The sequence below is a fragment of the Brenneria goodwinii genome, assembly GCF_002291445.1.
GTDB lineage: Bacteria > Pseudomonadota > Gammaproteobacteria > Enterobacterales > Enterobacteriaceae > Brenneria > Brenneria goodwinii.
This window is the reverse complement of record NZ_CP014137.1, coordinates 2,204,274-2,224,504: the sequence shown is the minus strand read 5'-3', so window position 1 is coordinate 2,224,504 and position 20,231 is coordinate 2,204,274. Positions and strand designations below refer to the sequence as shown.

Here is a 20,231-nt window from a genome sequence, read left to right as displayed (position 1 = left end):
AAAAACGTGTTAACTTATTTCTTTACTGCAATATCAGGCAAAAATATCAACGCCATTTGCTGAAGACGCCATTGCTTGCAAATGTGCTGGAACCTCTAATTGCTTGGCAATATTTTCCGGCGCATCGCCAAACTGCTGCTGATAAGAAGAACCGTTGCTGCCTTCGCCACCGCTATTTGCCATTTGTTGCTGAGCTTGCCAACTGGATGCATCGCTGCCGACGCTGCTTTGTCCCAGATTAATGCCGCTTTCCGCCATCGCATTACGCAAGTGGGGCAGAGCGGCCTCCAGTGCCGAGCGAACCTGGCTATTTGCGGATGCCAGGTGAATTTGCGCTTGATTATCGTCAATCTTCAAACTGATATGAAGCGGCCCCAACTCTTGCGGGTTTAGGCGCAGCTCAGCATTCTGCTGTCCGTTGCGGCTGAACATAACCACCTGTTGACTCAGTGCGTCCTGCCACTGCGGCGATCCAAACGGCGTAGCTAATTGATGCGATAGTGTCGCAGAATTGCCGGTAAGCGTTGATTGAGCATTCGGGGTCAGCGATATATGCGGCGCTGGCGCGCTTTGACTACCGGAGGTCAGCGGAGATTCCTGACTATTACGATCGTTGGCTATCAGCGGCGATGTGGTGGCGAAATTGGCTGAGCTATCAGACTGATCGACCGTCGCTGAGTGTTTGAGCGGATCGCTCGATATTAACGCCTTATCGGCGTCTTTTAATGCACTGCCAATGCGTGTTGATGGCATATCCTCGGCATCGTCTTTTGCCGCGCGAACATCAGATAAAGGCGCCTCATCCTGTCTTTTCCCGTTGATCAAGCCGAAAAGGGCTGGGGCGACGTTTTGCGCATCATCAGAACTGTTCGCTGGCGCGATCGCCACTGTTCCTTGTGGCAACATCGCAAGCAATGCCTGCATGATGATCGCTTCATTGTCAGTTTCGCTGTTTTTTTCGTCTTTATCTAATTTGTTCGTTACGTCGCTATGCTCAATGCCCGCTGGGGTCACTGACACGGTTAACGAGCCGAATGACGCCAACAGGGCATTCAAATCATCACTATTTAAATCAGCGACAGCGTCTTTCCCAAGCGCGTTCAACAGCGCTTCTTTATTATCCATCACCTCAACCGATTTGTTGCCTGACAGGTCTGAAGGCAGAGATAACTGTTTTCCCAGCAGCGCTACAAAATCTTTGGGTAACTCGCCCTGCGTCAACAGGGGAGATGCGGTAGAACTACCGGTATCGCCGGCGCTTGTCGTTATAGGTAATGCGGACAGCTTCATAGCTCTGTTTTCCTCTGTGAGGCCCGTTGGGCGAACTCGTCCATCTGTTTTTGTTCTATACGGTTATCTCTGGCAACTTGCCTGGTTGTTTCGCGATCCTGTAATGTTTCAAACGCGTTTAACCGTTGCTGTTTTTCCCGCCACGCTTTCATCGCCAGATCCAGACGTGATGTCCACTGTAAAAGCTGTTGTCGGTGTTGTTCAATCGCCTTATCCAGTGTCTGAATAAACTGCTGATAATTCTGCCAGCTATTGTTCGCCATACCGCCGGACATTGTGGTGTTTAATTTTTGGCGATAATCGTCCTGATAGTTCAATAGCATATTCAACTGCTGTTCGGCTTGCTGATGCGCCTGGCGCACCTGGCCTAACTGACCGACAGCTTTCTCTACCTCTTTCTGCGCCAAATCACGCAACGTAATTAAAGGAGACTGGTTTTTCATCTGCTCTCCTGCTCGTTACGAGGGAAAATAGTATTCAGCGCCTGACAGGCCTCATCATAGCTGCTTCGCTCGAACATACCCTGTTGCAAAAAGGCTTCCATCTGCGGGTATAAACGAATGGCTTTGTCAAGCAGTGGATCGCTGCCGGCGGCATAAGCACCGACGCTGACCAAATCGCGGTTACGCTGATAGCTGGATAGCAGTTGTTTAAACTGACGTACAGTGGCGTAGTGATTTTCATCAATCAATGCGGTCATAGCACGACTGATCGACGCTTCTATATCAATTGCCGGATAGTGACCGGATTCGGCCAACTGACGCGACAGAACGATATGCCCGTCAAGAATGGCGCGCGCAGAATCCGCGATGGGATCTTGCTGGTCGTCCCCTTCGGTTAATACGGTATAAAAAGCGGTGATCGAACCGCCGCCGTGAATACCGTTGCCTGCGCGTTCAACCAGCGCCGGCAATTTGGCGAAAACGGATGGCGGATAACCCTTGGTAGCCGGAGGCTCGCCAATCGCCAGCGCGATTTCACGCTGCGCCATGGCATAACGCGTCAGTGAATCCATGATTAACAGAACATGTTGACCCCGGTCTCTAAAATCTTCCGCAATGCGTGTCGCATAAGCGGCGCCCTGCATTCTCAATAACGGCGACACGTCGGCGGGAGCGGCAATGACGACGGAACGGGCGCGGCCTTCGGCACCCAGAATATTTTCAATAAAGTCTTTGACTTCACGTCCACGCTCGCCGATCAGACCGACGACAATGACATCCGCTTGGGTATAGCGGGCCATCATGCCCAACAATACGCTTTTACCGACGCCGGAACCGGCGAATAATCCCATACGTTGACCACGACCCACGGTCAGCAGGGCATTAATGGCGCGGACGCCCACATCCAGCACGTTTTCAATCGGCGTTCTTTGCAACGGGTTGAATGGCGCGGTAATTAACGGCGCGCGATAGCCGGTATCCGGCGCCGGTAATCCATCCAGGGGTTTGGCGCTGCCGTCTAATACGCGGCCCAATAACTCCGGCCCCAACGGAAGCTGCTTCCCTTGCGAGTTATTATCTAAATTAACGCGGGCATAAACGCGGGCGCCGGGGATGATGCCTTCCACCTCTTCCAAAGGCATCAGAAAAAGTCGTTGTCCATTAAAGCCAACGACTTCGCTTTCCACTTCTTCTACCTGATTGCCATTTTTACGTTCGATAAGACAGGTCGCTCCCAGCGGCATATGCAAACCGGTCGCTTCCAAAACCAACCCTGTTGCCCGTGTCAGACGGCCATAGCGGCGTATGGATGGCGTTCCTCCAATACGTTTCTCAATTGAATCCAGAGAAGAGAGCCAGCGTCCGAGACGTGAGGTCATCATAACTCTCCCGGCGCCGCCAAACGGCAGAGTTCATGCCAGCGAGTTGCTATGCTCGCATCCAGATCGCCTTCCTCGGCGCTGACTTTACAGCCGCCGGGATGCAGTTGATTATCCGCTAACAGTCTCCAGCCGTGCAGACTGAGCGTCGGCCCCAATGTCTGCTCGACTCGTTCAAGATCCGCAGGATGCACACGTAATTGCGGCTTGCCGGAAAACATCGGCTCCTGTTGGATCAACTGCTGGATTTGGCTGAGTAAAGCGGTGCCGTCGCATACCGGCGGCTGTCCCAGAATTTGTTTGGCGGCCGTCAATGCAAGTTGCATCAGGCGGGCAGGGATGACGCTGTCCAGCGCATCCAGCGTTTGCTGGAATTCGGTAACCATCTGTTGCATCTGTTCAACCATGGGCTGCTGCTGTTGCGATGCATCCTGAAGCCCTTGCTGTCGGCCGGCGGTCAAACCTTCTTGATAACCGGCGTCATAGCCCTGTTGGCGGCCTTGCGCAAACCCCTCTTCCCGGCCTTGTTGTATAGCCTGCTGGCGCAACGAAATAAGATCATCGTCCCCCAGCGGATCCTCGTCGGTGACGATATCCGGCTCAATGATCTCCGGTTCCTCGACAACCGGGTTACTGGGTTCAGACAAGTCATTTAACTGCCAGGGTTGCCAGTCAAGATCGATAGAGGCATTAGACATAAGCATCCTCGCCGCCGCCAATGATCATTTCTCCGCTGTCCGCCAAACGGCGAACAATAAGTAGAATGGCCTTCTGTTCGTTTTCCACCTGAGACATGCGAACCGGACCACGGGTGGCCAGATCGTCGCGGAGGATTTCCGCCGCACGTTGCGACATGTTGCGCAGGAATTTCTCGCGTAGAGACTCGTCGGCGCCTTTCAATGCCAGCAACAGGGATTCGGATTCCACTTCTTGCAACAAACGTTGAATGCTGCGGTCGTCCACGTCCACCAAATTCTCGAACAGGAACATTTCGTCGATGATTTTCTGCGCCAGTTCGCCGTCGAATTCCCGAACCGCATCGATAACCGCTTCTTCCTGCTGTGCCTTCATCAGGTTGATAATCTCGGCTGCTGTACGAACCCCTCCCATCTTGCTGCGTTTGAGGTTCTGTCCGTCCAGCAGGCCGTTCAGAACATCGGTCAGTTCGGCCAATGCTGCGGGTTGTATGCCGCCAAAGGTGGCGATACGCAACATGACGTCATTACGCAGGCGCTCGTCAAATAGCGCAAGGATATCGGCAGCCTGCGCCCGTTTCAGATGTACCAGTATGGTGGCGATAATCTGCGGATGCTCGTCGCGGATCAAATCGGCGGCGGTCTGCGGTTCCATGAAATTGAGCGTTTCCATACCGGTGGTGGTTTCGCGGCTTTCCAGGATATCTTCTAACAGGCTTGATGCGCGTTCTTCCCCCAGCGCTTTGACCAATACGGAACGCAGATAATCACTTGCATTAATGCTCAGCGCTGCGAACTGCTCTGAATCTGTTTCAAATTCTTTGAGCACTTCCATTAACTGCTGTTGTGAAACCTGACGCATGCTCGCCATCGCCGCGCTGAGGTGCTGCACCTCTCTGGTGGAAAGGTGAGTAAATACCTCTGCGGCCCGGTCTTCACCGATGGTCATCAATAAGATGGCGCTTTTTTCTGTTCCTGTCAGGCTCATAGTTCACTACTCATCCATTCACGAATGACCAACGCGACAACGCGCGGATCGTTCTCTGCCAGTTCACGTATCCGCTGGCTTTGCAGCTCTGCGCTGACACGCTGTTGCGATTTTCTCTGTTGCTCTGCTTCCGAGGCGTTCAGGTTGACGATGACATCGTCATTTCCGCCTTTAGCCATGGTTGCCGCCGCTACGGAGGCCTCGGCTTCTTGTTGCTGAGCTTTCTTCTGCAGCTGCGGACGGACCAGTTTGCGCCATAATATCCAGGCGACAATCAGCACCAGCAACCAGCGACCCGCTTCGATCAGCAGATCGAAAAATGCCTGTTGTTGCCAGAAGGGAAGTTCGCCGGTGCCTTCAACTGAATCCATAAACGGCGTATTGACAACGTTCAAAGAATCGCCGCGTTCAGCAGAGAACCCCATGGCTTCTCGCGCAACGCTTTCAATCTGTTTTATTTGATCTTCTGTCAGTGCGGCCGGTTTACCCTCTTCGCCCGTGGGTAAATAGTTAACGATGATTGCCGCTGACAACCGTTTTACGCCACCGGTACTGTGCTTGGTGTGCAGGATGGTTTTGTCTACTTCGTAGTTTGTCGTGGCATCGTTACGGATGTTGGACGTCTGAATAGCGGTATTGGCATTGGCGTTGGCCTGCGTACCCGCCGCGTTATTCTGTTGACCGGGTTGTTGATTGCCAGCCTGATTATTGGCGTTGGCGTTATTATTCGGTTGCGTCTGAATCGGCGCGGTAGGCGCGGGAGCCGGTTGGTTAGACAACGCGCCAGGCACGCCGCCGATGTTAGGCCCGCCTCTCTGCTCGCTTTGGCTGGTTTGCTGCGAGCGAATTGCGCTCTTGTCAGGCGCTTGATTTGGCTGATACTGCTCATCGGTCTGCTCGCGGGCGGCAAAGTCGATTTGCGCGGTTACCTGCGCATGCACATTTCCCATGCCGACGATAGGGGCGATGATGGCCTCTATACGACGCTGATACATGGCTTCAACTTCATTGCTGTATTTAAGCTGCGCCGCGTTCAGATCGCGGCCGCTGCCGCCGGCCTGTGTCAGCAGACGCCCGGTCTGGTCTACGACGGTAACGTTATCAGGGGGAAGCCCGGCAACGCTGCTGGAGACCATATAGACAATCGAGTTGATCTGTCCTTCATCCAGAGCCCGGCCGGGTTGCAGCGTTAGCGTTACCGAGGAGGAAGGGGACTTTTGCTCGCGCACAAAAAGCGATGGCTTGGGAATAGCCAAATGCACGCGGGCGTTTTGTACCGGTCCCAGCGTTTCAATGGTTCTGGAAAGCTCGCCTTCCAGAGCTCGCTGATAATTGATCTGCTCGCTGAATTGGCTGATGCCGAACTTTTCCTGGTCGAGCAGTTCAAAACCGACTGCGCCGCCCTTAGGCAAGCCCAGCTGCGCCAGACGCAGACGTGTTTCATGCACATTTTGTGCCGGGATCATTATCGCGCCGCCGCCGTCGGCAAAGCGATAAGGAATATTCAGTTTGGTCAATTCGCTGACAATGGCTCCGCCATCACGATCATTGACATTACTATATAACACCCGATAGTCAGGACCTTTGGCCCACAGGGCCAGCGCAACAACAATTGCGATGGCGGCGGCTGCGGCAATCAACAGAGGAATTTTCGGGTTGGCCCGTAAGCGGTTGAGTATTTCGCCAAAGCCGTTTTTACCGGAAGCAGTGCCGGTCATCGAGGCGTTCATACTCGATCTCTGCTTGGTTGTTGAACGGTATACTTAACGTTGTTACGTAACAAAACAGAACTCCCTGAGTGCGCAATCAATAAAACAATTCGCCTAAAATTACAGGCATGTCATTATTTTCCGTAAAAGAAAAATCGATGGGTCGATAAGCCCACCTTTTTAACGCTAATTGGGCGATTTAGCAGAGAAAGGGTGTGGTAGTGTGTATGGCAACCTGAAGTGGTGGTGGAAAAATCGAGACATTTCAATATGAAATGATTGTCGATAAAAGATTTATTTAATTAAACAATCATCAATTTCGGCAATGAAAACAATGCACTCTGGTGATTAGCGAGGGGATATGTCTGTTCAAGGTATCGAAGGGGTATTACAGCAATTGCAGGTTAACGCTTTGCAGGCTGCAAACACGGCGGTTTCCCGACCCGCGGTAGAACCTGGTTTCGCAACCGAACTCAGGTCGGCAATCGATAAAATCAGCGAAGTGCAGCAGCAGTCCCGCGCGCAGGCCCAGGATTTTACCCTGGGTAAACCCGGTGTCGCGTTGAATGATGTGATGGTGGACTTGCAAAAGTCATCAATATCCATGCAAATGGGGATTCAGGTGCGCAATAAACTGGTTTCGGCATATCAGGAAGTGATGAATATGTCGGTGTAGGCGTTCTGTGTTTACCACTTCCGACGTGTTATTCCCGCACTCCAATTAAAATCCTCGCACCTCAAGTCATTCCCGCGTAAGCGGGAATCTGCTTATCGATATAAAAAAACAGCGTATTCGTTTGCTGGTTTCAGGGGCGGGGCAGCATCCTACTTTACGGTTTTGTCTAGCTCACCAGGTAATAGTTTTTGCCCGGCAAACTCGGCATATGCTGAATTCACAGCATGCTGCTTGAGAGAAGTTCCCATAAGCGAACTCAATTCATTCATTCTGTTTTGCAACAGCTGTTTTATCTGTGCTTCATTTTCAAGAATTTCCTGCAAAATACGCCGAAAATGTAATTGCATAACGCTGTCTAAATTAGTAGGAATAGGTGTTGTACTCAATTTTTCGACGGATTGAATATAAATAATCTCTTGATCAACCAACTCGTCCCATTGGCCGCCAGAGGCTAAGCCAAGGATCTTTCTACTGAGGGATTGCAGCTGTTTATAATCTTTAAGAAGCTGGTGGAGATTGTCCATTTTATGCTTCCTGAGCTGGTTGATAATTTGGACCAATCTGACGCCAGGCGTCGGCAATGTTTTCCAATAATCCTTCCACTTCCTCAATGATTTTTACGTCGTTATGTAGATTGGCCATCATCAACCGTTGCGTCATATAGTCATATAACGCCGACAGATTCTCCGCCAGTTCACCGCCTTTCTCTGTATCCAGGCCAGCTTTTAATCCATTGGTAATGATATTTATGGCTTTTGATAAAGCCATGCCTTTGCCTTGGATATCACCTTGCTGCAGAAGAATTCTGGCTCGCACCATGGCGCTGCGAGCGCCATCAAACAGCAAGACAATAAGCTGGTGTGGGCTGGCGCTCATCACGCTACTTTCTACACCTATCCGAGCGTAAGCTTGGCTGCCAGTTCTGCTATACATCGTTGCTTCCCCTTTTACGAACTAGTGTTATTTAATGCGGCCAGTTGCGTTGTCAGATAATCGCTGGTGCTGTTCATTTGTGAAACCAGCGTATCTAACTGAGTGAACTGTGCTTTATATCGGGCGATGGTGGCCTCGATGCTGACTTGCGTATTATCATACTGCTTTTGTAATGTTTTCAGCGTAGAGGCGATGCCGTCTTTTGCCGCCTGAATCGCGCCATCTTTCGTATCCAGAACGCTGTCCAGATAAGTATTAATCTGAGTAGAAAAGCCGGTGGTTTTTCCGTCGCCCACAAAGAACTCAGTAACGTTGCCAGATTTTTCTTTTAATGCCGTTTGCAGTTTTTCAGTATCAACTTCCAGTAAGCCGGTTGTGGCGTTTTGCTTGACTCCAAGCTCGTTTAGAGTACTGATGTCCATACCGCTTTGGGCAGTGGATATCTGCATTTTCAGCTTGTTCTGAATAGTACGCAGAGTGCTATTGCCAAGCAACACGCCATTACTTGAGTCTTGCGCATCGGCGCCAGAGTCAACGGCTGTGTATTTTGTTAAGGTGCCGATCGTTGTTTGCAGCGCGTTGTAGGCATCAACCCATTCCTGAATGGCTTTCTGCATTGGCTCTGTATCGCTGGTAACATCAAGCGTCTCTGGCGTGCCAGAAGTGGTTTGTGCTTTTAGCGTCAGTGACACGCCATCAACGGCATCGGTGATGGTATTGCTTTGGCGCGTTACGGTGATGCTGTTAATCACGACTTCGGCATTTTGGGCCGCGGTTTGTTGCGTCAGGGCGCCGCTATTGGTTTGCGCGGAGTAGCTTAACTTGCTGTTCAGCGTATCATCGCCGGTTACACTGACGGTCATTTGGGCATCGGTGCCGGTGTCTTTCGCCGTGATGGCCAGATAATAGCTGTCATCATCCGCTTTAATAATACTAGCGCCGACTCCGCTATCCGCTTTGTTAATCGCGTCGCGGATGCCTTCCAATGTGGTTTGGCTGTCCGTGAGCGTGATTTCCAGCGGCTCTTCACGTCCTGGCTGGCTGATGGTTAATGTTCTGGTTCCGCCCGTGGTTGTTCCAATATTTTCCGTACTGCTGGTGAATTCGGATGAGAGCAATGAATGGGCGGTAGCAAGCTTATTAACCTCAATATTATAAGTGCCGGAAGAGGCGCTGCTGGTCGTAGTGGCGGTAAACGCCGTGTTTGTGCTGCTAACGGTGGTTTTATTGATTGAATTTGCTTTTGTCAGCGCTTCGTTGGCGGATTCCAGCTTGGTTAACGCCGTTTTCAGCGTGTCGAAACCTTTATCACGGTTTTCATACAGCGTTTGCTGAGTCTTGATTGGCGTAAGACGCGTTTGCTCATTGGCTGTCAATTGAGACAATATGTCGCTTAAGCCGCTGGTAGAACCGGTGAAACTAATGCTGGCCATAATGCTTCCTTAAATTATTTCATATATCGTGGAAAGGGTATCGGCAATACAAGAGGAAAGTTTAGCTTTGCCTATAAAAGAAAACACAGGTACTAAATACAGTGTATGCAATCATTATGGCGATTTAAATAACGGTACTGTATTCAATCGTCTGACGGATTTTTTCTGAAAATAATTTTAAAGCTTCTTTCAAGGGTGCCGATACAGGTTAGGACGGTGATGAAAGCCGTGGGCTACAGCCCGAACCCTAAACCGACTTGAATTGCAATAAGGAATATAATCATGGCAGTCATTAATACTAATAGCCTGTCTCTGACAGCGCAAAACAACCTGAATAAATCTCAGTCCGCGCTGGGTACGGCTATTGAGCGTCTGTCTTCAGGCTACCGTATCAACAGCGCCAAAGACGATGCCGCAGGCCAGGCGATCGCCAACCGTTTCACCGCGAACATCAAAGGCCTGACCCAGGCTGCCCGTAACGCTAACGACGGTATCTCCATCGCTCAGACCACTGAAGGCGCGTTGAACGAAATCAACAACAACCTGCAGCGTATCCGTGAATTGACGGTACAGGCTAACAACGGCACCAACTCCGCCGATGACCTGGTTTCCATCAACAACGAAATCGTTGACCGCGTAAAAGAAATCAACCGTGTTTCCGAGCAGACTCAGTTCAACGGCGTGAAAGTACTGGCTACTGGTCAAGAACTGTCTATCCAGGTTGGCGCGAATGATAATGAAAGCATCAATATCAGTCTGAAGAAAATCGATTCCACGACGCTGTTTAGTACTGGTGGACTGACTGGTATCACTGAAGGCAGCACCGGCGCTGGTTCTGTGGGTATCCTGGCATCTTATACTGCTGCGACTGGCACAACGGCTGCAGTTGCCACAGTTGCAAGCGGTTTGTTGGCTGAAATTGATAAAGCCATCTCCAGCGTTGACTCCCTGCGTAGCAGCCTGGGTGCAAGCCAGAACCGTTTTGAATCCACCGTTACCAACCTGAACAGCACGGTAGCCAACCTGACCTCCGCCCGTAGCCGTATTGAAGATGCGGATGTGGCGACGGAAGTGTCCAACATGAGCAAAAACCAGATTCTGCAACAGGCGGGTACGTCCGTATTGGCACAGGCTAATCAGGTTCCGCAAACTGTTCTGTCACTGCTGCAGTAATTCAGTCGCGTCAATCCTAATAAATAGCGTACAAATAGCGGGTTTTTATACCCGCTATTTTTATTTATGTTCTTTATACTGGGAGTTTTCCAGACAGGTATATCTGATCAGATCCTGATAGGGTAGGCCACTGTTATCACTATGATGAAGCGCCCAATATGAAAAAGTCATCCGCCAAAGCTATTACCGCCAGAAAACAAAGCCCAAAAGCCTCAGTGAATAATAAAATCAAATTGGCGGCCGAGTGGCTTTCAGCACAGCCGGAAAACGCTTTGCAGTTAGCGAAGGAGCTGTTACAAAAAGATGCTCAAAACCCGTTATTATTGGTGATTGCAGGAAGAGCACTGCAAAGGCTCGGTAATTTCTTTGCGGCGGAGCAGTATATTGACGAAGCGCTGAAACTTTACCCATCGTATGTTGAAGGCTTGCATGCCAAGGCGGACTTGCTCTACCGTAGAGAGCGGTTGGAAGAAGCGGAAATATATTTATCTGATGTAGTAAAAAGAGTGCCGAAGGAAGAGTCGCGGCCTTTACGGTCGATTCAGGCAACGGTTTTGCAGAAGTTGAAAAAATATGAACAAGCAGAAGACATTTTCAAAGGACTGATAAAAGAAGATCCCGGTAACTGGCTGTATTGGAACAATTTGGGAATGCTTAAGCAGGACCTCGGTTGTTTTGATGAGATGGATGCGGCATATCAACAGGGCGGGGTTGTTACCAAAAGTAATCCCACGCCTTTTTTTAATCGCATTGTCGGTTCACACTATCATCCCGAAAGAACGGCAGAACAGATTTTGGCGCTGTGTAAGATCTGGCAGCCAAAGTTCAAACCTGCTGGAAAAGTTTCCCGCGCAGTCGCCAACAATAAAACAGCGAATAAGCGATTGCGTATCGGTATGATTTCGGATGGTTTTCGCTCTCATCCGGTAGGCAATATGATCACCATCGGACTGGCGCATATTCCTGAATCACAAATCGAGTTTTATGCCTATAGCACCAACGATAAAGAAGATCATATTACACAGCGTATACAAAATGTTTGTGCTCAATGGAAAGTAATTGCAGATACACCCCAAAATGTATTGGCGCAAATGATCCGTGAGGATGAGATCGATATATTGTTCGACTTGTGCGGCTATAACGCAAATAGTCGTATGCTGACTCTGTTAACGGCTCCCGCGCCGATTCAGATAAAGTGGGTAGGTGGGTTGATTAGCAGCACCGGTTTAGCAACGATGGATTACCTGTTAAGTGACCATGTAGAAACGCCGCCGGGGGTGGATGCGTTATATACTGAAAAGCTGATTCGCCTGCCGGATGACTATATCTGTTATGATCCGCCTCATTATTTGCCGCCGATCAATGAACTACCGGTGACTAGCAAAGGATATATCACTTTTGGTTGTTTTAATAACGCCTCCAAAATAAATGATGTTTTACTGACTCAATGGGCTGCTATTTTACATGCGGTTCCGAATTCGCGGTTGTTTTTGAAAAGTTTTAATTACAAAAATCAGTCATTGAGTGAACATATTTATGCCGCTTTAGAAAAACATGGTGTTGTTCGTGACCGAGTTAGAATTGAAGGGGAATCGCCACATAAGGAACTGCTAGCCAGCTACAATGATGTGGATATCGCGCTGGATCCGTGGCCTTATTCCGGTGGTTTGACCACCTGTGAGGCCATGGTGATGGGGGTACCCGTTGTCACCTTGCCTGGACCAACATTTGCCGGCCGCCATTCAGCTTCTCATCTGGTCAATGCCGGTATGCCGGAACTGGTGGCTAATGACTGGGAGCAATACATTAATATCACAGTAGGGATAGCGAATGATTTAGGTAGTTTAAGCGTTATTCGTCAGCACCTGCGAGATATATTACTGTCGTCTCCGGTCTGTGACGGTAAACGTTTCGCTAAACATTTCTCTGATGCCATGCGCGCAATATGGCAGCGGTATTGTGAAGGGAAAGAGCCGGAGGCATTGACGCTGAGTAATGATTTCGCGCCTTATTTCCATGATGATAATCAGCCGGTTACATTGCAGCACCCTGTTGATGCGATTGCTCTGGGTAACAATAAAGTATCGGACGGTTTCAGTTTCCAACTGCCTGGTAAAGTTATTACCATTGATAATGGCGGCGGTGTGGCTACCGGTTCAAATTTTATTAATTTAACCGCTACCGACGCCTTCCACTTTGTTATCATGGATATCATCGGCGCGGTTGAAGAAAAACATTTGCCGCTGCGTAAAAAATCCATACAGCACATCAAATTACATGGGTTGGGTGACGGTAATCCGACGCCTGTCTATATGTGTCTTGCCCCTGAATACAGTAGTGATCTGAAGCCATTGGCAACAAATGGTGAACTACAAGAAAAGGCTCCTGGTAAACAGGTACTTGCTGAAGTCGTCGCGCAAACGTCAAAGCTCGATCATATCCATGGATTGGATCATCTTGACTGGCTGATTTTGGATAATCGCTACGATATTAGAAAAGCCATTGCTCACGGTGAGCATATTCTATCGGGATGTCTTGCGGTTCAGGTGCGCATCACTTTCACATTAACACATCAGGACCAGCTGTTATTCGGCGATGTGACCGCGCTGTTGGCGAAATATGGTTTTGTTTTCCATACGCTGAAAAATATCGAATATGCTCAGCCCGTCACGATTGACGAACAGAAAACGCTGCCGTCATCAAAAATGATTTCGGCTATCGCGGTATATGTGCCAGATGATGCTCGTCTAAAATCATTTTCTCCAGATCAGCGTGAAAAGCTGGCCTTTATTCTGCATACGGTCTATGGCATTCACGATCTGGCTTATTTCGTATTGGCAATAGATTCTAAAGAAAGGGCCACGCATTACATTGATGACAATAAGTATATAGAGCCAGGTGACGCGTCTAAGGCAAAGAAAAAAATCGTGAAGGCTCCGCTTTCTCTTATACCTGATATGCCGAGGATGTCGGACGAAGAAACGCAACTCTTTGAGCGTTGCTTAAAGAAAACCAAATCTTACTTTGAGTTTGGTAGTGGGGGTTCTACAAAACTTGCCGCCAGGTGCAATATAGAAATATTCGGCGTTGAAAGTGATAAGTTCTGGGTGGAAACGCTTCGTAATGAGGTTGGTCCTCTTTGCAAGGTTGAGTTCGCTGATATTGGTCCAACTAAAGAATGGGGCTATCCCGTTGATAATAGCAATAAGGAAAACTTCCCTCGCTACAGTGAATCTATTTTGAAATATGATAATTCATTTGATCTTATCCTTGTCGATGGACGTTTTCGCGTCGCCTGCACATTGAATGCAATAAAACATAGTTTACAAAAGCAGAAAAACATTGCCGATACGTCGATTTTCATTCATGACTTCTGGTGCAGACCTGATTATCATGCGGTATTGGCATTTTTGGAAACGGAAGACACTGCAGAAACAGCAGGAGTTTTCAAAATTAAGAAGAATATCAATATGTCCTCGCTTGAGGAAATGCTGGAAAAATACAAATATATTCCCCAATAAAAAGAAGCAAAAGAAAACTGGGGGAAATAAGGGCACCTTTCTGAAAGGTGCCCTTATGTGAATTCAACCATTAACTACTTAATATAATAAAGCGATCCTATCATGAAAATAGCTATTGCCGGAACCGGATATGTCGGATTGTCCAATGCGATGCTTTTGGCTCAACATAATGAAGTCGTTGCTGTTGACGTTGTCGCCGAAAAAGTAGCAATGCTAAATGAGGGTAAATCGCCCATTGTTGATAAGGAAATAGAACATTTTCTTCTGCATAGAAAGTTAAATTTTAGGGCAACTCTAGATGCGACGTTGGCATATCAAAATGCGGATTTTGTTGTTGTCGCTACGCCCACCGATTATGATCCTGAAACGAATCATTTCAATACGGCCTCTGTTGAATCAGTTGTCCGACAGGTGCTGTCTTTAAATCCTAATGCGGTTATGTTGATTAAATCAACAATACCGGTAGGATATACGCAGGAAATCAAAAGTAAATTTAATACGGATAATATTATCTTCTCACCTGAATTCTTACGAGAAGGGAAGGCTCTATACGATAACCTTTATCCATCACGCATTGTTGTGGGTGAGCGTTCCGAGCGTGCGGAACAATTTGCACAATTATTACTACAGGGCGCAATGAAAAAAGACGTTCCGGTTTTATTCACCGAATCAACAGAAGCGGAAGCAATTAAATTATTCTCAAACACCTATCTGGCAATGCGAATCGCTTATTTTAATGAATTAGATACTTATGCTCAATCTTTAGGCTTGCAAAGCAGGTCGATCATTGAAGGGGTAGGGTTGGATCCAAGGATTGGCAATCACTATAATAATCCTTCATTTGGTTATGGCGGCTATTGTCTTCCCAAAGATACAAAACAATTGTTAGCAAACTATGCTAGCGTGCCTAATAATATTATTCAGGCTATTGTTGCAGCAAATAGTACACGTAAAGATTTTATTGCTCAGTCAGTGCTAAAAATGAACCCGAGTGTTGTCGGTATTTATCGTCTGGTAATGAAAGCCGAGTCTGATAATTTTAGATCATCAGCCATTCAAGGAATAATGAAACGGATAAAAGCAAAAGGGATTCGTGTTGTTGTCTATGAACCAGCGATGACGGATGGTGAATTTTTTCATTCCCCGGTGATTAATGATTTATCGGAATTTAAAAATCGTTCAGATGTGATTCTGGCAAACCGTATGTCTACTGATTTGAGCGATGTAATAGAAAAGGTTTATACGCGTGATATTTTCGGGAATGACTGATGGATCGTCTGCATTTTCCCCGGAATGCGAGCCTGTGCTTGCACAAAGATTTTAATATTACTTATCATTTTGGGCTAAAGTTTCCTTTCCAGGTGCCGATGAAGATCAAAGATTATCTAAAATAAAAAATTGAGCAAGGTGACCCGATGGCGGTTATCAACACCAATCTTTTTTCTCTTACGGTTCAAAAAAACAGTGATAAAACGACTTCCTCACTGAGTACCGCTATTGCACGCCTTTCATCCGGTCTACGCATTAACGGCGCGAAGGATGACGCAGCCGGGCAGGCAATAGCCAACCGAATGAGCGCTAACCTGAATGCCAATGACGTTATAGCCCGTGGCTTAAACGACGGTATCGGCTTGATGCAAACCGCTGAAGGCGGGTTGAATGAAATTAACAACCTGGTGCAGCGGTCAAGAGAGTTAGCTGTGCAGGCAGCGAACGGTACGCTATCGGATGCCGATCGCGCCAGTTTGAATACCGAATATTTGCAATTACGTGCTGAAATCGATCGCATAGCCTATTCTACCGAAGCATTTGGCAAGTACCCGCTGGCCCCCTCCACTCAGCGTGAACTGCCCGTTAATCTAGGGAATACGCCGCCGCTGGCAGAAAAATTTCCCACTAGTGGTTCAAGTAATATATTTTCTTCCGGTATTGTTTCTCTGGCCTACATTCCCGCCGGCGCAGAAAATTTAACCATTACGATAAATTCATTGGGTCTGGATGATGATATCCAAATCTTTAGCCGTGAAGGCAAGCATTTAGTCGGAACGCCATTGGAAGGTGAGGATGCCGATATTGTCTGGCGACAAAACGGTATAACGGATGCGGTATCGGCGGGCTCACGGGTTTTAACTGAAGACAATGGTTTTTTACCCTTGGCGAATTATTCTGCCGAAGATTTGGCGCAAGGTGGAGGTGGTTTTAATTTAAACGGCAGTTCATCGATTTCTTATAACGGAATGACCATTACTTATAGTGGTGACGGGGATCGTTATGAGGATGACTCTACTGGCGAATTTAACGATGGAGTCAATGGTACGGAACTTAATGAGCGTATTCATATTAATAAGACGACAGAAGATTTAATCGTCATGGTGATAGGGCAGGGAGCGTTTACCGGTATGGCCACCTGGGATAAATTACCCACGCCGACACAATTACCGCCTCCGCCGTTGCCGCCGATCAGTACGCCGACGGATATTGTTGTCAGTGCCGATTTTGGCGAGGAAGTACAAGCGGTTACCATCAACCCAACGCCGTCGGATAGCGAGTCTTTGGGGCTGAAAGATGTTGGTTTGGATCCGATTGAGGAAGCGCGTAAAGCGTTAGCTTCTTTTGATCGGGCACTGGAAAAAATAAATGGCTATCGCAGTGAGTATGGCAGCCAGGTGAACCGCTTTGAATCCATCCGATCAAATCTGGCGCAGACATCACTAGCCACCTCCGCCGCACGCTCGCGTATTCTGGATGCGGATTATGCGCAGGAAGTTTCTGCTATGACGAAGCAGCAAATACTGCAACAAGTGTCTTCATCGGTATTGACGCAGGCGAATCAGGTGCCGGAGACGGTGCTGACGTTGTTGCAGCGGTGATAAACTACCATAATGAAAATAGTGATGCGGGGTGTGAGATGACAACAGAAGAATTACATGCTTTTCTTAGGTCTGTTAAGGGAAAAAATTACTTGAGCAAAGTGTGGACTACAATTGATGAAAATAATACTAACAGTAAGTTTTCCAAGGATAAGTACTTTATACTCGGTGTAAAATTTGGTTTGACAGGAGACGGCGAACGACCAAATTATCAGTTAGAATTAAGTAATGGAAAAAGTATAACCTACCGGGGCGATAATCATAAGCCATACAATAAAACCGAGTTTTTAGATGGAAATATTTCAGATAATATCTCGTTGGATATATTGAAAAAGTATCGATTTACAATATTCTAATATGTTTTGTTTTATATGTTGGAGGGAAGGCCGATACCATATTTAATATGGTGCTTGTCGGTTAACGCTAATAAATAATGTATGCTGCAATCAGCCTGATTTATCGCGCCAGACCGGGCGAAATAAATATCGCCCGGCTTGGGTCTTAACGGTGGGTTGTTTCGAATCCCTGCAATACATTTACCGCGTTCACGCCAATCTCTTCCACCGCATAGCCGCCTTCCATGACGAACAGCGTCGTCATGCCCAGCGCGCCAAGCTGTTCGCCCATGCGCAGGTAGTCTTCGCTTTGCAGCGTGAAGTGCGAAATGGGGTCGCCCTGATAGGTATCCACGCCGAGCGAAACGATCAGCACATCCGGCGCATAGGCGCGTATCTGGCGCATGGCGCTTTGCAGCGCCTGATTCCATATTCGCCAGTCGCTGCCGGCGGCCAGCGGATAGTTGATATTGTAGCCTTCTCCAACACCCACTCCCTTTTCGTCCGCATAGCCCAGAAAGTAGGGGTATTCGAAACGCGGGTCGCCATGAATAGAGGCGAACAGTACATCGGCGCGCTGGTAAAAAATGTCTTGCGTGCCATTGCCATGGTGGTAATCGACATCCAGTACCGCCACTCGTCCCGCGCCCCGGTCAAGCAGCGCCTGCGCGGCGATCGCCGCATTATTGAAGAAGCAATACCCGCCCATATAGTCCGCCGCGGCGTGATGACCTGGCGGACGGCATAGCGAAAATACCGCGCGCGCGCCGCGGCCGAGTTCGGCCTGCCCGCTCAACGCCACATTCGCCGATCCGGTAATCGCCTGCCAGGTACCGGCGGTGATTGGCGCGCTGGCGTCCAGCGAGTAATAACCGAGTTGCCCGTCGATGCTGTCCGGCGCTTTCTGGCGCAGACGACGCACCGGCCACGCCAGCGGCAGCATGTCATGATCGCGGCCGATAGCCTGCCATGCCTGCCAGGCGCCTTGTAGAAAACGCACGAAATCTTCGCTATGCACGCGTAAAATCGGCGCCAGGCCGAAATCGTCGGGCGTTTTGATTTCGCCCAGATCCATCTGCTTGACGCGCGCCAGAATCATGTCGGCGCGACTGGGTTTTTCGTAACATGGGGTAAATTTCCCATCCATCAGTTCGTACTGGCCGTGATGATTCCGGTGCGCATCACTGTAAATCGTTAACATTTATTTTCTCCGCAGTCAGTTTAAAGCGATTCGGAAAAGCTGGCGCCGGGCGCCTTGTGGCGAAAACCGCGCGTTTGTACCGCCAGATAGAGAATGCCCACCGCGAACCAGCCTAGGCCGATGATCAGCGTCATTCCCGATAGGCTGGTCCATAGCCATAGCGTCATTCCCATGCCAATGGCCGGGATAGCGCCGTAGAGCAGCAGGTCGCGTACGCTGCAGCGCCTTTCCTCTATCAGGTGGCTGTGGATCACCGCCAGATTGACGGCGGAAAAGGCCACCAGCGCGCCGAAGCTGATCATCGACGCCAGCGTGGTCAGGCTGAGCACTATCGCCAGCAGAGAAATCAGCGACACCACCAAAATGGCGCCCACCGGCGTGTTAAAACGCGCCGATAGGGTGCCAAACAGCGGCCTTGGCAAAATGCCGTCGCGTCCCATACTAAAGAGTATGCGGGAAACGGACGCCTGAGAAGCCAGCGCCGACCCCATCGACCCGGCGACATAAGCCGCCGTGAACAGGCTGCTCAGCAATGCGCCGCCCGCTGTGCCCATCACTTCGGTGGCGGCGGATTCGGCATCTTTGAACACGCTGCCGGGAAACACCAGTTGGCTGACTACCGCCAGCGCGGTGAACAACACCCCGGCGACCAGCGTGGTGATCACGATGGCGCGCGGAATATCACGCTGCGGCTGGCGGGTTTCTTCCGCCAGCGTCGACACCGCATCAAAGCCGAGAAACGACAGACACAGCACCGCCGCGCCGGCCATCAGCGGCGCAAAGCCGGGCTGACTGCCATCACCGGCGAAAGGCGCGCTGAAATCCAGCGTCGGCATGGCGTACAGGTGGCGGGTGGACATCGCGACGAATACCACGATAAACAGGATCTGCGCGCCGACGATAATATTGCTCATGCCGGACACCGAATTGATGCCGATCACATTCAGCACGGTGACCAGCGCTATCGCCGTCACCACGAACACCCAGGCGGGCACCATGGGAAAAGCGATATTGAGAAACAGACCAATCAACAGATAGTTGATCATCGGCAGGAATAGGTAATCCAACAGCAGCGACCAACCGGTGAGAAAACCAATTCCCGGTCCGAAACTGAGGCTGGTATAGGAATAAGCGGAACCGGCGATAGGATGCTTTCTCACCATGAAGCCATACGACAGCGCGGTGAATAGCATGGCCGCCAGCGTAATCAGATAGGCGCTGGCGGTGCGTCCGCCTGTTATCTCCGTCACCACGCCGTACGTGGTGAACATCGTCAGCGGCACCATATACACCAGGCCGAAAAACACCAGCGCGGGTAGCCTCAGAACGCGGCGCAGATGTGGCGTCTGGGCGACATCCGGCGCATGCGCGCTTGCGGGCGCTTTGTTGTTTACTACTGATGGACTACTCATATTTTCCCTCACCTATGGACGCCTCTCTCTTTAGCGTCGGGGAGGCTGACCGATTGATAATTTTCTATCCTAATCAAGGCGGGAAATAGGAGGATAATAGGAAATCCTTACGGCTGGCGGTGCGTTATTCCGTTGCGGAACATTTATTTAAACGAAGGTTCGGCGGTTTCCTA

General features: G+C 49.4%; 17 protein-coding genes. 6 read left to right on the top strand and 11 right to left on the bottom strand.

Translation table 11 applies throughout. The features are described from left to right. Window positions 1-33: 33 nt before the first annotated feature. From ACN28R_RS09975 to fliF, 6 genes are read right to left on the bottom strand one after another with little or no spacing between them, the layout of a single operon-like run. Window positions 34-1,290 (bottom strand): flagellar hook-length control protein FliK, encoded by a 1,257-nt coding sequence (locus ACN28R_RS09975; RefSeq protein WP_095834284.1) that lies wholly within the window; start codon window positions 1,288-1,290, stop codon window positions 34-36. Further along, the gene (fliJ, locus tag ACN28R_RS09970; protein WP_095834283.1) at window positions 1,287-1,733 is read right to left on the bottom strand and encodes a flagellar export protein FliJ; all 447 of its coding nucleotides are present in this window, start codon (window positions 1,731-1,733) and stop codon (window positions 1,287-1,289) included. Before fliJ ends, ACN28R_RS09975 begins: the two co-directional genes overlap by 4 nt. Further along, the gene (gene fliI / locus ACN28R_RS09965; protein WP_095835771.1) at window positions 1,730-3,112 is read right to left on the bottom strand and encodes a flagellar protein export ATPase FliI; all 1,383 of its coding nucleotides are present in this window, start codon (window positions 3,110-3,112) and stop codon (window positions 1,730-1,732) included. Before fliI ends, fliJ begins: the two co-directional genes overlap by 4 nt. Beyond that, entirely contained in the window at window positions 3,112-3,810 is a 699-nt protein-coding gene (gene fliH / locus ACN28R_RS09960; protein WP_095834282.1) for a flagellar assembly protein FliH, read from the bottom strand. Before fliH ends, fliI begins: the two co-directional genes overlap by 1 nt. Continuing rightward, a complete protein-coding gene (fliG, locus tag ACN28R_RS09955; protein WP_095834281.1) occupies window positions 3,803-4,795 on the bottom strand; it encodes a flagellar motor switch protein FliG in 993 nt (330 codons plus the stop codon). The genes fliH and fliG overlap by 8 nt, the downstream gene beginning before the upstream one ends. Beyond that, entirely contained in the window at window positions 4,792-6,525 is a 1,734-nt protein-coding gene (gene fliF, locus ACN28R_RS09950; RefSeq protein WP_095834280.1) for a flagellar basal-body MS-ring/collar protein FliF, read from the bottom strand. The genes fliG and fliF overlap by 4 nt, the downstream gene beginning before the upstream one ends. 340 nt (window positions 6,526-6,865) lie before the next feature. Between fliF and fliE the strand changes: the two genes are divergently transcribed. Beyond that, window positions 6,866-7,180: a flagellar hook-basal body complex protein FliE gene (gene fliE / locus ACN28R_RS09945; RefSeq protein ID WP_095834279.1), complete on the top strand. Its 315-nt coding sequence runs from the start codon at window positions 6,866-6,868 to the stop codon at window positions 7,178-7,180. 149 nt (window positions 7,181-7,329) lie between these two features. On the opposite strand, the gene fliT is transcribed toward fliE, so the two are convergent. Genes fliT through fliD form a run of 3 tightly spaced genes read right to left on the bottom strand, consistent with a single transcriptional unit; the run spans window position 7,330 to window position 9,546 of the window. Continuing rightward, complete coding sequence (fliT, locus tag ACN28R_RS09940; protein ID WP_095834278.1) at window positions 7,330-7,704, bottom strand: flagella biosynthesis regulatory protein FliT; 375 nt, start codon at window positions 7,702-7,704, stop codon at window positions 7,330-7,332. 1 nt (window position 7,705) lies between these two features. After that, window positions 7,706-8,113: a flagellar export chaperone FliS gene (gene fliS / locus ACN28R_RS09935; protein WP_095834277.1), complete on the bottom strand. Its 408-nt coding sequence runs from the start codon at window positions 8,111-8,113 to the stop codon at window positions 7,706-7,708. 14 nt (window positions 8,114-8,127) lie between these two features. After that, complete coding sequence (gene fliD / locus ACN28R_RS09930) at window positions 8,128-9,546, bottom strand: flagellar filament capping protein FliD (RefSeq protein ID WP_095834276.1); 1,419 nt, start codon at window positions 9,544-9,546, stop codon at window positions 8,128-8,130. 282 nt (window positions 9,547-9,828) lie between these two features. Between fliD and ACN28R_RS09925 the strand changes: the two genes are divergently transcribed. The 5 genes from ACN28R_RS09925 to ACN28R_RS09905 all read left to right on the top strand — a co-directional run bounded on the left by ACN28R_RS09925 (window position 9,829) and on the right by ACN28R_RS09905 (window position 17,466). Beyond that, window positions 9,829-10,719 (top strand): flagellin N-terminal helical domain-containing protein, encoded by an 891-nt coding sequence (locus ACN28R_RS09925; protein WP_269467069.1) that lies wholly within the window; start codon window positions 9,829-9,831, stop codon window positions 10,717-10,719. A 158-nt stretch (window positions 10,720-10,877) separates the two neighbouring features. Beyond that, window positions 10,878-14,240: an O-linked N-acetylglucosamine transferase, SPINDLY family protein gene (locus ACN28R_RS09920; protein ID WP_095834274.1), complete on the top strand. Its 3,363-nt coding sequence runs from the start codon at window positions 10,878-10,880 to the stop codon at window positions 14,238-14,240. Window positions 14,241-14,342: 102 nt separating this feature from the next. Then, entirely contained in the window at window positions 14,343-15,509 is a 1,167-nt protein-coding gene (locus tag ACN28R_RS09915) for a nucleotide sugar dehydrogenase (RefSeq protein ID WP_095834273.1), read from the top strand. 146 nt (window positions 15,510-15,655) lie between these two features. Beyond that, on the top strand, window positions 15,656-17,110 hold the full coding sequence (locus tag ACN28R_RS09910; protein WP_095834272.1) for a flagellin N-terminal helical domain-containing protein: 1,455 nt from the start codon (window positions 15,656-15,658) through the stop codon (window positions 17,108-17,110). A 38-nt stretch (window positions 17,111-17,148) separates the two neighbouring features. Continuing rightward, on the top strand, window positions 17,149-17,466 hold the full coding sequence (locus ACN28R_RS09905; RefSeq protein ID WP_095834271.1) for a hypothetical protein: 318 nt from the start codon (window positions 17,149-17,151) through the stop codon (window positions 17,464-17,466). 145 nt (window positions 17,467-17,611) lie between these two features. Here ACN28R_RS09905 and ACN28R_RS09900 read toward each other — a convergent pair whose 3' ends face one another. Next, complete coding sequence (locus tag ACN28R_RS09900) at window positions 17,612-18,646, bottom strand: histone deacetylase family protein (protein WP_095834270.1); 1,035 nt, start codon at window positions 18,644-18,646, stop codon at window positions 17,612-17,614. Window positions 18,647-18,666: 20 nt separating this feature from the next. After that, the gene (locus ACN28R_RS09895; protein ID WP_095834269.1) at window positions 18,667-20,058 is read right to left on the bottom strand and encodes an APC family permease; all 1,392 of its coding nucleotides are present in this window, start codon (window positions 20,056-20,058) and stop codon (window positions 18,667-18,669) included. Between the last annotated feature and the right edge of the window lie 173 nt (window positions 20,059-20,231).